Origin of the sequence: Vibrio sp. 10N.222.54.E6 (assembly GCF_041473955.1) — a bacterium.
Taxonomy (GTDB): domain Bacteria; phylum Pseudomonadota; class Gammaproteobacteria; order Enterobacterales; family Vibrionaceae; genus Vibrio; species Vibrio tasmaniensis_A.
In genome coordinates this window covers 116,025-133,105 of sequence record NZ_JBFRTD010000017.1, presented here as the reverse complement: position 1 = coordinate 133,105, position 17,081 = coordinate 116,025, and the positions used below count along the sequence as shown (strand labels likewise).

Annotated in this window: 17 protein-coding genes; all 17 read right to left on the bottom strand. The window is 44.1% G+C overall.

Features of this window, described 5'->3' with window-relative positions; translation table 11 throughout:
- Nucleotides 1-321: 321 nt before the first annotated feature.
- Nucleotides 322-1,383, bottom strand: a complete 1,062-nt coding sequence (gene nadA / locus AB4513_RS11150; protein WP_009846384.1) for a quinolinate synthase NadA — start codon at nt 1,381-1,383, stop codon at nt 322-324.
- A 209-nt stretch (nt 1,384-1,592) separates the two neighbouring features.
- Nucleotides 1,593-2,375, bottom strand: a complete 783-nt coding sequence (gene ybgF / locus AB4513_RS11145) for a tol-pal system protein YbgF (RefSeq protein WP_009846383.1) — start codon at nt 2,373-2,375, stop codon at nt 1,593-1,595.
- Nucleotides 2,376-2,408: 33 nt separating this feature from the next.
- Nucleotides 2,409-2,951: a peptidoglycan-associated lipoprotein Pal gene (pal, locus tag AB4513_RS11140; RefSeq protein ID WP_102257359.1), complete on the bottom strand. Its 543-nt coding sequence runs from the start codon at nt 2,949-2,951 to the stop codon at nt 2,409-2,411.
- Between the two features lie 111 nt (nt 2,952-3,062).
- The gene (gene tolB / locus AB4513_RS11135) at nt 3,063-4,415 is read right to left on the bottom strand and encodes a Tol-Pal system beta propeller repeat protein TolB (RefSeq protein WP_009846380.1); all 1,353 of its coding nucleotides are present in this window, start codon (nt 4,413-4,415) and stop codon (nt 3,063-3,065) included.
- A 12-nt stretch (nt 4,416-4,427) separates the two neighbouring features.
- Complete coding sequence (tolA, locus tag AB4513_RS11130; protein ID WP_017097725.1) at nt 4,428-5,495, bottom strand: cell envelope integrity protein TolA; 1,068 nt, start codon at nt 5,493-5,495, stop codon at nt 4,428-4,430.
- 13 nt (nt 5,496-5,508) lie between these two features.
- Nucleotides 5,509-5,952, bottom strand: a complete 444-nt coding sequence (gene tolR / locus AB4513_RS11125; protein WP_009846378.1) for a protein TolR — start codon at nt 5,950-5,952, stop codon at nt 5,509-5,511.
- Nucleotides 5,953-5,955: 3 nt separating this feature from the next.
- On the bottom strand, nt 5,956-6,639 hold the full coding sequence (gene tolQ, locus AB4513_RS11120) for a protein TolQ (RefSeq protein WP_009846377.1): 684 nt from the start codon (nt 6,637-6,639) through the stop codon (nt 5,956-5,958).
- Entirely contained in the window at nt 6,629-7,066 is a 438-nt protein-coding gene (gene ybgC, locus AB4513_RS11115; RefSeq protein ID WP_102257376.1) for a tol-pal system-associated acyl-CoA thioesterase, read from the bottom strand. The genes tolQ and ybgC overlap by 11 nt, the downstream gene beginning before the upstream one ends.
- Nucleotides 7,067-7,238: 172 nt before the next feature.
- Complete coding sequence (gene ybgE, locus AB4513_RS11110) at nt 7,239-7,541, bottom strand: cyd operon protein YbgE (RefSeq protein ID WP_009846375.1); 303 nt, start codon at nt 7,539-7,541, stop codon at nt 7,239-7,241.
- Nucleotides 7,534-7,641 (bottom strand): cytochrome bd-I oxidase subunit CydX, encoded by a 108-nt coding sequence (gene cydX / locus AB4513_RS11105; RefSeq protein WP_000270284.1) that lies wholly within the window; start codon nt 7,639-7,641, stop codon nt 7,534-7,536. The genes ybgE and cydX overlap by 8 nt, the downstream gene beginning before the upstream one ends.
- Before the next feature lie 31 nt (nt 7,642-7,672).
- Complete coding sequence (gene cydB, locus AB4513_RS11100; RefSeq protein ID WP_009846374.1) at nt 7,673-8,809, bottom strand: cytochrome d ubiquinol oxidase subunit II; 1,137 nt, start codon at nt 8,807-8,809, stop codon at nt 7,673-7,675.
- 13 nt (nt 8,810-8,822) lie between these two features.
- On the bottom strand, nt 8,823-10,409 hold the full coding sequence (cydA, locus tag AB4513_RS11095; RefSeq protein ID WP_009846373.1) for a cytochrome ubiquinol oxidase subunit I: 1,587 nt from the start codon (nt 10,407-10,409) through the stop codon (nt 8,823-8,825).
- A gap of 552 nt (nt 10,410-10,961) precedes the next feature.
- On the bottom strand, nt 10,962-11,978 hold the full coding sequence (gene ruvB, locus AB4513_RS11090) for a Holliday junction branch migration DNA helicase RuvB (RefSeq protein ID WP_102257360.1): 1,017 nt from the start codon (nt 11,976-11,978) through the stop codon (nt 10,962-10,964).
- Nucleotides 11,979-12,081: 103 nt separating this feature from the next.
- Nucleotides 12,082-12,693 (bottom strand): Holliday junction branch migration protein RuvA, encoded by a 612-nt coding sequence (gene ruvA / locus AB4513_RS11085; protein WP_017062079.1) that lies wholly within the window; start codon nt 12,691-12,693, stop codon nt 12,082-12,084.
- A 92-nt stretch (nt 12,694-12,785) separates the two neighbouring features.
- Nucleotides 12,786-14,246 (bottom strand): methyl-accepting chemotaxis protein, encoded by a 1,461-nt coding sequence (locus tag AB4513_RS11080; RefSeq protein ID WP_102257361.1) that lies wholly within the window; start codon nt 14,244-14,246, stop codon nt 12,786-12,788.
- Between the two features lie 213 nt (nt 14,247-14,459).
- Nucleotides 14,460-14,981, bottom strand: coding sequence for a crossover junction endodeoxyribonuclease RuvC (ruvC, locus tag AB4513_RS11075; RefSeq protein WP_009846369.1), 522 nt, complete (start codon nt 14,979-14,981; stop codon nt 14,460-14,462).
- 169 nt (nt 14,982-15,150) lie between these two features.
- Complete coding sequence (gene aspS, locus AB4513_RS11070) at nt 15,151-16,929, bottom strand: aspartate--tRNA ligase (protein ID WP_102257362.1); 1,779 nt, start codon at nt 16,927-16,929, stop codon at nt 15,151-15,153.
- Nucleotides 16,930-17,081: the final 152 nt, after the last annotated feature.

The following is a 17,081-nucleotide window of genomic DNA, read 5'->3' as shown; positions in this document are numbered from 1 at the left end:
TTAAGAACAAGGCAGCTATTTTCGACAAGAAACTTCGATAAGTCGTTATTCTACAATCAAGATTTCTAACGATGTTATCAAGTGATTTAACAAACTAGGCTGACCCATTGTTTACTATTATAGGTATTGCTAATAGTGGTATTTGCTACGATTGGTCATATCTAGTGTAAATTGCAGCAGCTAATGAGACTAGACTAAGGCGAATATTCAGATACAAAAAACCAGCACTGCGGCTGGTTTTTTTAATGATGACAAATGCACCACATTATAAAGACTGCAGAGTTATAAATATTGGATTATTTATAACCTCACGTCATTAGATTAAGCGTTACCTTTTACCTGCACATTTAATTGCTCAGCAAAATCTAGCATGCGGTTCAATGGGATAAGGGACTTCACGCGCAGTTCGTCAGAAACGAAGATCTCGTGTTGCTCGCCACCATTCTCAAGCGCATTTTCAATCGCTTCAAGGCCGTTCATTGCCATCCAAGGACAGTGCGCGCAGCTTCGACAAGTTGCACCGGCACCTGCTGTCGGCGCTTCAATCAGTTCTTTTTCAGGAACCAGTTGCTGCATTTTGAAGAAGATACCTTTGTCAGTCGCGACAATCATCTGTGGATGAGGCAGCTCTTTTGCTTTCTTGATCAGTTGACTTGTTGAACCAACAGCGTCAGCCAGTTCAACCACGCTTGCTGGTGATTCTGGGTGAACCAAAATAGCCGCTTCTGGGTATACTGATTTCATTTTCTTCAAAGCATCAGCTGAGAACTCGTCATGAACAATACACTCACCTTGCCAAAGCAGCATGTCAGCGCCAGTTTGATTTGCGATGTAAGAACCTAGGTGACGGTCTGGACCCCAAATAATGGGTTTGCCTTCAGCGTCTAGGCTTTCAACGATTTCTAGAGCGATGCTCGACGTAACTACCCAGTCTGCACGAGCCTTAACAGCCGCAGAGGTATTCGCGTATACAACCACTGTATGGTCAGGGTGAGCATCACAAAATTCTGTAAACTTGTCTGCAGGACAGCCAAGATCAAGAGAACATTCAGCTTCTAGTGTTGGCATTAGAATGCGTTTTTCAGGTGTAAGAATCTTTGCTGACTCCCCCATAAAACGAACGCCAGCGATGATCAAAGTGCTTGCCGAATGGCGGTTACCAAACTTAGCCATTTCTAATGAATCGCCAACAAAACCACCAGTTGCTTCAGCTAGGGCCTGAATTTCAGGATCTGTGTAGTAGTGTGCAATTAGAACTGCATCTTTTTCTTGAAGTAGTGTTTTGATGTTTGCGATGTGGGCCTGCTTCTGAGCGTCGCTCAGTGGAACTGGCTTAGGCGGAAACGGGTAAACTGTATCGATTTTATCTAGTATATGACTCATTGCTCTTGCTCTACGCAACTTCTTCCGAGAATTAGAGTATTCTACACAGGACAGCGATTGGGATCAAAAAGGATTGGTTTCAAGCGATGACTAACTAATGCTTAAAACGCATAAACAAAGCGATGCGTTGGCATTACAAAGAAGAGAAGTAGACACAAAACGAAAGTGATCAGATATAAAAAAGAGGTACCTGAGCACCCCTATTTTGTTTACAAGTGGGTTTTAGCCACTTTAGCCGAAGCACTGTTTGGATACTCGGTTACAACTTGCTGGTAATATTTCTTAGCTTGCGTCGCGTTGTTGTTACGCGTAGCTATGTCACCAAGCTTAACCAGAGCATCAGAGCGCTTGTTGGAGTCTTTGTATGACACAACAGCGGCAAAGCTCTTCACAGCTTCCTTATCTTGCTTTTTAGCGAAATAAAGCTGACCTAACCAATAATGGGTGTTAGGCGTGAAGGTCGAGTCTGGGAAGTCTTTTTGAAACTTTTGGAATGCTGCAATAGCACCCGTGTAGTCTCGCTGCTTTAGAATCATATCTACAGCATTCTGATAAGCTGTTTGCTCATCAACATCAGTACTGAACGTACCAGAAGCATCCTTAGAGCCTTCGCTCGCTGCTACTGCTACCGTTGCTGTTCCTGCTGCTTTCACCTCGCCTCTCACACGATCCAGTTCAATGAACAATTCACGTTGGCGCTCGAGCATTTGTTTCATATCGTAGCTGTTTCGCTCCAACTCACCACGAAGTTCACTGATCTCCAGTGACATATCGTCGATTTGCTGCTGCATTTGAAGCTGAACGAGATTACGATTTTGAAGCAAGCGCTCTAAACGCTCAATATCTGATTCGTTAGATGCTGATCGAGAGGAAGATGATGAATTTGTTGCGGTGCTATTGAGATCGGATACTGGAGCTGGTGCAGCGAACGTAGTGTTCGCTGCACTTGCCAGTAACGAAAGCAAAATGACTCGCTTTGTGTTACTGAACATGAGGCAATTCCTCAATTATATAGCCTACTGAAATTAGTAAACTAGTACTGCACGACGGTTTTTAGCGTACACGTCTTCAGATTGACCTAGAAAAAGTGGCTTCTCTTCACCGTAGCTTACGATAGAGATTTGGTCTGCTTGAACACCTAGAGCTTGTAGGTATTTCGCTACAGCTTGTGCACGACGCTCACCAAGTGCGATGTTGTACTCAGGAGTACCGCGCTCATCAGCATGACCTTCAACAGTAACGTTCATATCAACGTTCTTAACTAGGTATGCTGCGTGAGCTGCAAGCATTTCTTCGTAGTCGCCAGCGATAGTAGAGTTGTCGAATGCGAAGTAGATTGTTTGAGTTTCGCGTAGCGCTTGCTCTTTAAGCTCTTGCTCAGACAGTTGACCGTTAGCGTCAATTGGCGTTACAACAGTTGTATCTACGTTGCCTTCTGAACCTGAAGTTGTTTGGTTGCTTTCTGTGCCAGATGTTGCAGAAGTTGCTTCATCAGTTGAGCTACATGCCGTTACTGCCATCACTGGTAGTGCAATCATCAAGCCTTTAAGAACTTTGTTAAGTTGCATCTTTTTTTCCTTACGTTATCAAACTTAGTTTCTACAGCGACTAAGTGCTATAGATAGTTAAATGCCACAATAGTTAACACTATCAATAGCTAAAAGAATGTATCAAATCGACTAGAGAAACGGTGACCACGAAGGCGCTCTTACGCGTCCGTTCGTTGCTGGTAATCTAGCCTTAAAACGACCATCGATAGAAACCATCGATAGTACGTTTGTTTTGTTGTAAATAGAGCTATAGATAACCATACCTCCATTCGGTGCAATACTTGGAGATTCATCTAACAATGTTTTTGTTAGCACCTGAACCGCACCAGTTTCCAAATCTTGTTTAGCCAAGTTAAAACCCGAGTTGCTGCGATTAACCATAATCAGGAATCGTCCGTCAGGGGTGATCTGGCCACCTAAGTTTTGGCTACCTTGCCAAGTAATACGAGATGTCGAATTATTTGACAAATTTACATTATAAATCTGTGGTTTACCACCACGATCAGATGTGAAAATTAGAGACTTGCCATCTGGGTGCCAAAATGGTTCAGTATTGTTAGAACGACCGCGGGTAATTTGAGTCAGCTTACGGCTAGCAAGGTCGAGTGTGTACACCTGAAGACTGCCTGTTTTCGACAATACCAACGCCAATGTTTTACCATCTGGCGAGAATCTTGGCGCACCATTATGACGAGGGTATGACGTCACTTTCTCGCGCTCACCCGTATAAATATTCATTATGAATATTTCAGCTTGGCCATTTTGGAAACTCACATACGCAAGCTTCTTACCGTCTGGCGACCATGCTGGTGACATAAGAGGCTGCTTAGAACGAAGCACCAAACGCTCGTTAAAGCCGTCGTAGTCAGCAACACGAAGCTGGTACGGGTATTTGTCTTTGTCGTTCACAACTACGTAAGAAATACGCGTTAGAAACGCCCCTTTCTCACCCGTTAGCTCTTCATACACTAAATCAGAGATTCGGTGTGCGTACTCTCTCAAGCGTTTACCAGGCACTGTCGCTTTCTTGTTGAACAGCACATGATCTTTAGAAAGTACTAATTGGCCTTCATCGCTTAGTGCACGGCTTTGCCCTTTAGTCAGTTGACCACGAACAATGTCGATCAGTTGGTAGTTCACCACATACTGCCCTTCGGCATTTTTAGTGATGCTACCGGTTAGCAGTGAATCAACACCTAGGTTAGTCCAAGCATCAAAATTCACCTCGGTTTCGCTGTAAGGCGTTTGAGGCATTTTACTTGTCGCAACTGGGCTGAATTTACCACTGCGTTGCAAGTCAGAAGCGATAACTGCTGACACATCGTGCGGCAATGGTCCTGCGCCTTCCCAACGGAAAGGAACAATAGCGATAGGTCGTGCAGAGTTAATACCATCTGTAATAACCAGCTCCAGTGCCGCATGGGCAAACTGGCTGCTTGTAGCTATTAAGAAAACAAAACTCAGTAATAGTTTCTTTAACACAAGTTCGTCCTTTTACTCTGGTGATACAGTTAAGTTAATGTCTTTCAGTGATTTTATAATGTCTGGGTCCTTAGGTAACGGGTAAGATTGCACTTGTGCTACCGCACGCTTCGTTGCCGCACATAAGCGACTGTCACCATCTAAGATACTCAATCTACCTAATATCGCATTAGATCCCGTTGGAATAAGCTTTAGGTTTACTCGACATGAACGACCTCTGTAGCTGTCTTCTAACAACAAGTTTTGTTGAATGAGTTGAGTATAGATAGCACCATAACGCTGCGCTTCATCACTAATAAATTGTTGTCTAGCTGAAGAGTTTTGAGTCGCTTCAGTTTCAAGCCCAGCAAAAATATCGTTCAACGCCGCTTCTTGCTGTTTACGCTCTTTCTCCGCTCTTGCTGCAGCTTCTTTCGCTTTACGGGCTTTTTCTGCTGCGGCTGCCGCTTCCTTCTCTTTCGCTATACGTTGTTTCTCAGCACGCTCAGCGGCTTCTTTTTCTTTACGAGCTTTTTCAGCGGCCTCTTTCGCGGCTTTTTCTTTCGCCACGCGTTCTTGTTCAGCTTTAGCAATGGCCGCTTCTTTTGCCTTGCGTTCTTTTTCTGCTTTCACAACCGCGGCTTCTTTCAACTTACGATCAGCTTCTGCTTTAGCGGCTTTCTTTTTCTCTTGTTTTAAGCGAGCCTCTTCAACTTTACGTTGCTTTTCATTTTCAACTCGACGCTTTTCCGCGTCGCGAGCCGCTTTGGCTTCTTTAGCTTGCTTTTCTTTCAGCTTTCGAATGTTCTCTTCTTCAGCTTTACGATTTTTTTCAAGTCGTTCGCTTTCACGTCTTAGTTTATCTAAACGCTCTTGCTCTTTTTTGCTCGCCGCTTCTCTTTGTTGACGAATCTGTTGAGCTTGCTGGCGAACCAACTGAGGATCAATCACCACAGCTTGAACCATCTGCCCTGTAGGCTTTGGCTCTGACATGGTGAAATCCGCTCCCCAAATGAGCGCAACGAATAAAACGACGTGCAGCCCAAGAGAAATAAGAAGCGGTGATCTAAAATTATTGGATTTTTTATTATTCGCTTTCATGAATGCTACGGAGCTATTCCCTTATATCCGTTAAAAGGCCAACCTTTGGCACACCTGCACGGCTTAATTCATCAAGTAAGATAACCACTTCAGCGTAAGGCGTTGCAGCATCACCGCCAACCGCCACTGGAGAATTTGGGTTCAGAGACAGTTCCGCCTTCACTCGGACGATAATATCTTCCAGAGACAAGCCTCGCTGAACCTCTTCGTTATTAACGCTCAAACCAAGCTCACCATCTTTGTTCACTTCAACGATAATGAAACTCGCGTTGTCGTCACCCAATAGATCTTGTGCAGATTTGGCAGTTGAAGCTTGAGGCAATTCAACATCTACGCCTTGAGTAACAAACGGTGAAGTCACCATAAAAATGATCAGTAAAACAAGCATAACGTCGATGTAAGGTACAACATTAATCTCAGCTGTCATTTTGCGTTTTTTAGGTTGGTATCCGGCCATCTATTATTCCCTGCCAGCCATCGCTTGACGGTGAAGAATGCTATGGAACTCTTCAGAGAAAGTCGCGTAGTTATGCTCTAGCTTACCAACTCGGCTGCTAAAACGGTTATACGCCATCACAGCTGGAATCGCCGCGAATAGGCCCATTGCTGTCGCGATCAGTGCTTCTGCAATACCAGGAGCAACCATTGCTAATGTCGCTTGCTTCACTTCACCTAATGCGATGAATGAGTGCATGATGCCCCAAACCGTACCAAATAGGCCAATGTATGGGCTGATAGAACCGACGGTCGCCAAAAAAGGTAAGTTCGTTTCCAGTTCATCAACTTCGCGAGCAACCGCAACACGCATTGCACGACCAGTGCCTTCCATGATGAAGTCTGGAGACGCTGCATTTGATTTTCGAAGGCGAGCAAACTCTGTGAAGCCGGCGTAGAAAATCTCTTCAGTACCAGAGAGTTCGTCTTTGCGCTTATTACTCTCTTGATACAATTTAGCGAGATCAACACCAGACCAGAACTTATCTTCAAACACGTCAGTTTGTTTAGTAGCTTGAGATAATACTTTGCTTCGTTTGATGATCATCGCCCAAGAAACAACAGACATGCCCATGAGAATTAGCATGACCATCTTAACTAGTAAGCTAGCTTCTAAAATTAGGCCTAAGATTGAGATTTCAGCAGTCACTATTCGTTAGCTCCGTGAGAATAAATGTTGGCATTGCTTTGGGTTTCATTTTTTGATTGTCGATACATGCTACCTTAACCATTGCTTTACACAATGCTTTGCCATCAGGATTTACGATCTCTTGACAGAAGACCAAGGTAGCTCGCTTCAACTCGTAAATATTTGTAATGACTTGTAAAGAATCATCAAGGCGCGCACCTTGAATAAAATCGATGTCCATATGTCGGACTACAAAACCGATATTTTGTTCTAACAAGACTTGCTGAGAGACGCCAATTGAGCGCAACATCTCAGTTCGAGCGCGTTCGAAAAACTTAAGATAGTTTGAATGGTATACAACACCACCTGCATCGGTGTCTTCGTAATACACTGTCACTGGCCACGTAAATGGCTTAGATAATCCCCGCAATTTGATACCACAATTCAAAACGATAAAGATCTCACTATAACCTAACTCCTTATCATTAATAGTATATCGCTGTGAATTTTTTGATTTAAGAGACGAAAAAAAAGGCCATCTGTATAAGATGACCTCTTTTTGGCTAAAAACCCAACAAGTATAAAGGTTCACGTCGTTATGAACCTAAATCCTTTGCCTTTTATAAAAGGCGCAGCACCGTTAGGTAGAGCAAAATTGTGAGTGAAACGTATGGGCTGAACAGTAGTTGCCACATCCAAGCTCTCGGCTTAAATCCGATACCGTAAACCATGCTTGAACATGCTGCCCAAATGAACATTGGCCCGATGATCGCGTTAAAGCCACCGATGCTTGTCGCATACGCTTCAGGTTCCCACATCACTAAACCTACATGCATGAACCCCAATACTAGAGATAAAGCTCTTAACAGAGTCTTATCCATTGGTTGATGCAGTTTAGCGATTTGCTCTGCGAGATTACTCACTGTCTTTATCCATCATTTCTGAATGCTCTAACCATAGAGCATTGATGATGCCGAATGCACATGCTAGAAGTACACCCAAAATCCATGCGAAATACCACATAAAATTTCTCCTAAGTTATTTAACTTCTAGCTTAGTAAGCTGAAACGTCGTTATCTTCGATGTGTTTCTTATCTAGACGACCGAACATTTTGTAGTATGTCCACGTTGTGTAGCCAAGAATCACAGGAACCATTACCGCCGCAACTCCAGTCATAAGACCAAGCGTTAGCTCACTTGCTGTTGAATCCCACATAGTCAAACTATGGTTAGGGTTCAGGCTTGATGGCATTACGAATGGGAACATTGCAAAACCAGCCGTTAGAATAACACCAGCGTTAGATAGGCTTGAGAACAAGAATGCGAAACCACCACGCTCAAAGCGAGATGCAATCACAGCAAGTAGTGGCATTACTACACCAAGAATCGGCGCAGCCCACATTGCTGGATACGTTTCGAAGTTTGTCATCCAAGCACCAACTTGAAGTGATACTTCTTTATTTAGTGGGTTTGAATCAGCAAACGTGTCTATCGTGCTTGTAATTACATAGCCTTCGATAGATTGAACCCAGAAACCACCGATAACGAACAGAGCAATAGCAATTAGGCCAGTGATCTGAGCAACGTTACGTGCGCGGCTGTGCAGTTCTTCTGTTGTCTTCATTTGAAGCCATGTTGCACCTTGCATCACGAACAACATCAGAGCCAACACGCCACATAGCAATGCAAACGGGTTTAGCAGAGCGAAGAACGTACCATGATACTTAGACATCATCAGGTAGTTCAGTTCGAATGGAACACCTTGCAGTAAGTTACCAAATGCTACACCAAAGATGATTGGCGGAACTGTGCCACTAAAGCAAAGTGCGTAGTCCCATGCCTTACGCCATTTTGGCTCTTCAATCTTTGAACGGTAATCAAGAGCAAGTGGACGTAGCCAAAGTGCTGCTAGCGTCACGTACATTGCAAAGTAGAAACCAGAAAACGACGTTGCGTAAACCAATGGCCATGCAGCGAACAATGCACCACCCGCCGTAATTAGCCATACTTGGTTGCCATCCCAGTGAGGGGCAATAGTATTCAGCATAATACGACGTTCAGTGTCGCTCTTACCGATAACCGGTGAAAGAGCAGCAACCCCCATGTCAAAGCCGTCAGTTACGGCGAAACCAACCAGTAGAACACCGATCAATACCCACCAAATAAGTCGTAAGCTTTCGTAATCAAACATAATATTCCCTCACTTATACTTCGACTGAACGGCTAACTTTGTCTTCAACAGAGTTATCGTTTTGTTCAAAGTGGTAACGGCCTGTCTTTAAGCTACTTGGACCTTTACGTGCGAATTTCAGCATTAGGTAAACTTCAGCAATCAAGAACACTGTGTACAGTGCAAGAATTGCAAATAGAGAAGTCCAAAGCTGTTCAATAGTCAGTGCTGATGCAGCAACGTTAACCGGCAAGATTTCACCCACCGCCCATGGTTGACGACCAAATTCAGCAACAAACCAACCTGCTTCAATCGCAATCCAAGGTAGTGGAATTGAGAATAGCGCCGCTTTAAGTACCCATGGTTTCTGTTCGATCTTCTGACGACACGTTTGAACAAACGCCGCACCGAATACAAACAGCATGATGAAGCCACAAGCAACCATCAGACGGAACGACCAGAATAGAGGCCAAACTGTTGGGATAGAATCATCCGCAGCCATTTGGATTTGGTCTTCTGTTGCATCAACAACGTCGTCTGTATAGCGCTTAAGAAGCAGTCCGTAACCTAGGTCACCTTTTACTTCGTCAAATGCCGCTTTGTTCTCTTCTGAACGGTCACCACCACGTAGCTTTTCAAGCAACTCATACGCATACATACCGGTACGAATACGATCAACGTGATCGTCGCGCAAGTCACGTAGTCCTGTTACTTCTGTATCAAAAGAACGTGTTGCAATAATACCCATAACGTAAGGGATCTTAATTGCGTAGTCTGTGTGCATGGTTTCTTGGTTTGGAACACCAAACACAGTGAACGCGGCCGGTGCTTCTTCAGTGTGCCATTCAGCTTCAATAGCTGCTAGCTTCACTTTTTGAACTTCACCAAGCTCGTAACCAGATTCATCACCTAGCACGATTACTGACAAGATTGCCGCCATACCGAAAGATGCTGCAATCGCAAAAGAGCGACGAGCAAAGGCAAGGTCACGACCTTTAAGAATGTAGTATGAGCTGATACCAAGGATGAACATTGCACCCGTTGTGTAACCAGACGCTACTGTGTGTACGAATTTAACCTGTGCTACTGGGTTTAGTACAACTTCAGCGAAGCTCACCATTTCCATACGCATAGTTTCAAAGTTAAATTCTGCACCCACTGGGTTTTGCATCCAGCCGTTAGCTACCAAGATCCAAAGCGCAGAGAAGTTAGAACCAAGTGCTACTAACCACGTTACCGCTAAGTGTTGACGCTTTGACAATCTGTCCCAACCGAAGAAGAAAAGACCAACAAAAGTAGACTCTAGGAAGAATGCAACAAGCGCTTCGATAGCCAGCGGAGCACCAAAGATGTCACCAACATAGTGAGAATAGTATGACCAGTTAGTACCGAACTGGAACTCCATGGTTAAGCCTGTCGCTACACCAAGAGCAAAGTTAATACCAAACAATTTACCCCAGAACTTAGTCATGTCCTTGTAAATTTGCTTGCCAGTCATTACATAAACTGACTCCATAATGGCAAGTAGAAATGCCATACCTAAAGTCAGTGGAACAAATAGGAAGTGATACATCGCTGTAAATGCAAATTGCAATCGCGACAGATCAACAACATCAATCATGGTAACTCCTTTGTGTCGGCTGAATGACACTTGTGTGATTATTCACCGCAAAAATCCGTGTTAAAACAATTCGTGAGATTGTTATTACAAATTGAAATTTGTAGTAAAAACGTACCGTTATAGTTAGATTATTGTTAAGCGTGAGCTAATATAGCTGACGCTAATATTACTGGTAAAATCAGTATGTTTCAAAAGGTTTATAGGAGAACCTTGCGTTGATTTGTATCAATTTTATTCAAGCAAATTAGAGTTATTTTTGAACAGTTATGATTAAAATCACACCAATTATGTCTCTATTAATAGCAGCATATGATATCTGTGACAAAAGCTCAGCACTGCATCAACATATGAATTACAACTACCCATAAAGTATTAACAAAAACCATAACAGCTTATTTCACTTTTTGTTACTCAATTCAAACATGAAATCAAAGTTTTCATTTTTGAGGGAGCTATTCAGCTTTTTTTATCGACTCGCTCAAAGAGTTGTTATTCAATAGAAAGCAAAAAATCCCAGCGCTTATGCAACTGGGATCTTTAAAAATGAATAAATTAACGATTAGATGGTTTATCGATGCCGAAGTGTAAATACGCTCTGTCGGTCGCGATTCGACCTCTTGGCGTTCTTTGTAGATAACCTTGTTGAATCAAGTAAGGTTCTAACACATCTTCAATGGTATCTCTTTCTTCACCAATCGCCGCAGCCATGTTGTCTATACCAACCGGCCCACCACCAAACTTCTCCATAATCGCAAGCAAAAGCTTCCTATCCATGTAGTCGAAACCTTTAGCATCGACATCCAACATGTTTAGCGCTTTATCAGCAACCTCTGGGCAAATATGTCCATCGCCTTTCACTTCCGCATAGTCACGAACACGGCGCAGTAAACGGTTAGCAATACGTGGCGTACCACGAGCTCGACGAGCAACTTCTAACGCCCCTTGCGATTCCATAGAAAGACCAAGACAATCAGCACTTCGTTGAACGATGCTTTGTAAATCTTCAACTTTATAGTACTCAAGACGCTGAGTAATACCGAAACGGTCACGCAACGGCGATGTCAGTGAACCAGCACGAGTGGTTGCGCCAATCAAAGTGAAAGGAGGAAGGTCGATCTTGATAGAACGTGCCGCTGGGCCTTCACCAATCATGATATCTAATTGGTAATCTTCCATTGCCGGATACAGAACCTCTTCAACCACAGGACTAAGGCGGTGGATCTCATCAATGAATAGAACATCATTTTCTTCAAGGTTGGTCAGCAATGCCGCCAAGTCACCTGCTTTTTCCAATACAGGTCCTGAAGTGGTACGAATGTTCACATCCATTTCATTAGCAACAATGTTTGCCAATGTGGTTTTGCCCAAGCCTGGAGGACCAAATATCAACAGATGATCGAGCGCCTCATTACGCATTTGTGCTGCTTTGATGAAAATTTCCATCTGACCACGGACGTGATCCTGACCTTGATAGTCAGCCAGTGCTTTAGGGCGTATTGCACGATCAATGACATCTTCATCTTTGAATACTGGGTTGTCCGGTGCAATAAGGCGATCGGCTTCAATCATAAATTCTGATATTCCTAACTATGCGCTTCTTGACGATGCGCTTCTTGACCCTGTGTAAAGGCAAAGTGAATGAATCTGTTTTGTAGAACGAGTATATGAGGTATTAAACCATCGATTTCAGAGCTTCGCGAATCAACTGTTCGCTGGTCATGCCATCTTTAGCTACTTGAGAAACCACCTTAGAAGCTTGAGTCGGCTTGTAGCCTAATGCAAGTAGCGCACTTACCGCTTCTTCTTCCGCGTCGTGCACCGTTGGCATAGAGTCAATAGGAGCTGCATCCGTCGCTGGAGTAAACAGGTCACCTGCGCCCCACCCTTTCAGGCGGTCTTTCATTTCAACGACCAGACGTTCTGCGGTTTTCTTACCAACACCCGGCAGTTTAACCAGCGTTGAGATATCTTCTCGTTCAACACTTTGAACGAATTGGCTAGCGGTCATGCCTGAAAGAATCCCAAGACCAAGTTTAGGACCGACACCATTCGCTTTAATCACTTCACGGAACAAGGCACGCTCTTTAACCGTGTTAAAACCATAAAGTAGCTGAGCATCTTCACGTACCACAAAATGAGTGTAGATAATTGCTTCTTCGCCTACGTTTGGTAACTCATAAAAACAACTCATTGGCATTTGAACTTCATAACCAACACCACTGACTTCAATCAATAATTCTGGTGGCTGTTTTTCTATTAATGTACCGCGGAGACGTCCGATCACAATTCACTCTCTTGATGGAATTTAATTTGGAGGACAGAATATAAAAGAACTGGATACTTATCCAGTTCTTTGTGTTTTTTGAAGTGAATTATTTAGACTTGCTTGGCTTGCGAGACCACGCAGTTCAAGCTCGCGACCAGTTCTTTAACCGAAGTCACATGACCTGTTAGTTCAGAACCATAATTAGCGACTAAGCCTGACACCGATTTAGTTTCCGCCACACTTTGGGCAACTTCTGAACTGGCGAGATCGAGCTCTTTCAATGAGTTCATCTGCATCGCCATAATATTAGTCAGTTGGTTAACGTCGGTCGAGATGGTTTGCACCTCGGAGATAATCCCGTTCATTTCATTGGCCGTGGTTTCAATGATTGCTCTGCCGTGTTCAACTTCTTCTTTACTGCGATCTAACAAAGTTCGAATCTCTATCGCGGAATGACTGCTTTTCGCCGATAATTCTCGCACTTGATCAGCGACGACAGCAAACCCTCGTCCTTGCTCACCAGCACGAGCCGCTTCGATTGCCGCGTTGAGTGCTAATAGATTGGTTTGCTCAGCAACCGAAGTGATCAAATCAGCGACTTTCATTATCTCTTGATTACTTTGAATGATCTGACTGATTGCACTGGTTGACGCTTCTAGCGACTCTGAGCTCTTTTGCGCTTTTGTGCCAACCGCTTCGCTGCGCTCTTTTAGTTCACCCACAAATAAATTGGATTCTTCGATGCCTTGAGTCATTTGATGGAGTTGTTGGCTCATCTGTTCTGCTGCACTCGCTTGAGATTCACAATTGACATTCAACACTTCGACTTGAGCATGCAAGTCTTGTGACTGCTGATCTAAATGAACCGAAACACCTTGTAGGCTCTCTGAATTCGAATTGGCTTGGTCGAGCACGATAGAGAGCCGACCTTCACTTTGCGTCGCTTGGTTGGCAACGTGTTGGCTTTCTGAAATCGCATCCTCTGCCATTTCAATCGCCACCTCTTTTTGCTTAGCGGTAAAGGCTTGGGCAATGCAGATCACCACCAGCGGCATAATCACACCAGACCAAGTTTCTACCACTACCGCATCGGGGGTTAGCTCAAGTAGAGGAAATGCAAATCCATTGAGATGTGCTGAGGTCATCACTAATGAAACGCCGATAACCAGTCCACTCCACACCAAAGCCACAATTCGTGTTCCTGACAAGAAAAAAGCGACCACTAACAAAGGCACCCAATAAGCTTGAGTGGAAGCCACAACCCCACCACTTTGATAAATGATGTTCAACGCGTGTACCGCCATGCCGACAAAACCAAAGTTAAGTGCAAGGCTCGGCTTACTCGTCACACGAAGTAGCAGTGCAGAGATCAGTTCGAATACGATAAGAAATACAGATGTGGCGATCAGAAGTTGCTCTTCGTGCTTAGTCCACTTGATTAAGCTATAGACACCCACGAAGAATGCGATAAAAGTGAAGAGTAATAAGATATCGGCTTGTCTGACTTCGTTGTTACTCCACCCATTGTTTTTAGGTAGAAACAGCGCGCACCACAGCTTGATTGGGTTCATCAGTGATCATCCTTGATTAACTTGTAAGACCTCCGACCAATGTTAATAACATGTTAAATGATACGCAATGTTATTATCTGGGTTATGTTCGAAAGATCTCATTTCATCAAGGATTTAGAGGCGTATTGTTTTGATATGAGCCAAACAGGGCGTGAGGCTCATCAATAGAATAAGTTTAAAAGGCAGAATTAGGAACTAACAATAGAATGAGATTTAACGGTAACGCCCTTTTCTTGCTCCCGTTGCTTTTCCTGCAAGTGCGACCAAGGTTTTATTGGTGTTAGCGTGAGTGATCGCTACGCCTAGAGCATCGGCTGCATCGGCTTGTGGTTTGGCAGGTAGTTTGAGCATGCTCATCACCATGTTCTGGACCATCGACTTATCAGCACCACCATTACCCGTCACCGCTTGTTTGATCAAACGAGCTGCATATTCATGAACAGGTAAATCCGCATTCACCGCGGCTACAATCGCACTACCACGAGCTTGTCCAAGCTTAAGTGCAGAGTCAGCGTTCTTCGACATGAAAACCTGCTCGATCGCAAACACATCCGGTTGGAACTGAGTGATGATTTCGCTCACGCCAGCGTAAATCTGTTTTAGTCGACCTGGCAGTTCTTTTTCGGAAGTACGAATACAACCACTACCTAAGTAATATAGATGGCGACCATTTTGACGAATCACGCCATAGCCGGTAATGCGAGAGCCAGGGTCAATCCCTAAGATAATAGACATAACTTCAATACTGATTATTTATACATGCTTTTCAGCTTAGTATATCGAACGCAAAAAAAAATGCCCGTCAAATTAACGGGCATTTTCTAATTTACTCACAAATCTTGACTAATTAATTAAGAGCTCTCTATCAACTAGGATCTCTTCATCAACGAGAAAGATAACAGGCTTACGCTTGCTCTTTCTTCTCTGCCAATTTAACAGCGATTGCTAGCTCTTCCAGTGATGCTGGGTTTGCTAGGCTTGGCGCATCTGTTAGTAGACATGCTGCTGCTGTTGTTTTCGGGAATGCGATAACATCACGGATATTCTCTGTACCACAAAGTAGCATTGCTAGACGGTCAAGACCGAATGCTAGACCTGCGTGTGGTGGCGTACCGTACTTAAGTGCTTCAAGTAGGAAGCCGAACTTCTCTTGTTGCTCTTTAGCTTCAATACCTAGGATACCGAATACAGCCGTTTGCATTTCTGCGCTATGAATACGTACCGAACCACCGCCTACTTCGTAGCCGTTGATTACCATGTCGTATGCATCAGAGTTTGCTGCTGCTGGGTTCGCTTTTAGCTCTTCCGCGTTCACACCTAGTGGCGATGTGAATGGGTGGTGCATTGCGTGTAGGTTACCTTCGCCGTCTTCTTCGAACATTGGGAAGTCAACAACCCACAGTGGAGCCCATGCAGATGTGTCTGTTAGCTCTAGATCAGTACCTAGTTTAAGACGAAGTGCGCCCATTGCTTCAGCAACGATGCCCGCTTTGTCTGCGCCAAACAGAATGATATCGCCAGATTCAGCTTGAGTGCGATCTAGAATACCGTTGATTACGTCTTCGCTTAGGAATTTAGCCACTGGAGATTGAATACCTTCCATGCCTGCAGCACGGTCGTTAACCTTCATCCAAGCTAGGCCTTTCGCGCCGTAGATGTTTACGTGTTCAGCGTAACCGTCAATTTGCTTACGAGTTAGCTTAGCACCACCTGGAACACGGATAACCGCTACACGACCTTTTTCGTCGTTAGCTGGGCCAGAGAATACTTTGAACTCAACGTCTTTAACCAAATCAGCAACGTCCACTAGCTCTAGTGGGTTACGTAGATCTGGCTTATCAGAACCGAAACGACGAATCGCTTCAGAGAAAGGCATTACTGGGAATTGACCTAGTTCAACATCTAGAAGTTCTTTCCACATATCGTGAACAAGCTTCTCAGTCACGTTACGCACTTCTTGAGAAGTCATGAAAGATGTTTCGATATCGATTTGAGTAAATTCAGGCTGACGGTCAGCACGTAAATCTTCATCACGGAAACATTTAACGATTTGGTAGTAACGGTCAAAACCAGACATCATCAGCAGTTGCTTGAACAGCTGAGGAGATTGAGGAAGTGCGTAGAAGCTACCTTTGTGAACACGGCTTGGTACCAGGTAGTCACGAGCGCCTTCAGGTGTCGCTTTCGTTAGTACTGGCGTTTCGATGTCTAGGAATAGGTTCTCGTCTAAGAAACGACGAACGAAGCTAGAAGCACGTGCACGAAGCTTGATACGGTCGCTCATTTCTGGGCGACGAAGATCGATGTAACGGTACTTAAGACGCTGCTCTTCAGAGTTCGTTTGGTTGAAGTCTAGTGGAAGCGCTTCTGAACGGTTGATGATCTCAAGGCCAGTTGCGTAAAGCTCAACTTCACCCGTCGCCATATCTTTATTTACTTGGCTGTCCGGACGAACGCGTACTTCACCAGTAAACTTGATACAGAATTCATTACGCAGTTGGTTAGCGATCAGGAAGATATCTTTCATATCTGGATCGACAACAACCTGAACGACGCCTTCACGATCTCGCATATCGATAAAGATAAGACCGCCTAAATCACGGCGACGGTTTACCCAGCCGCACAATTCTACAGTTTGTCCCGCCAGGGACTTGTTCAGGTTACCACAGTAATGGGTACGCATAATGAATTTCCCAATCTCTTAATTATTTACTAATTTCCAAGCTGTCAGTGGTCATTCCACACAACAGAGCAAAGGAACATTTATACGCGGAAACTCGCTTAAAATCGACCTTCCACATTCGAATTTATTGTGTTTTATCTGGCTTTGCTGCT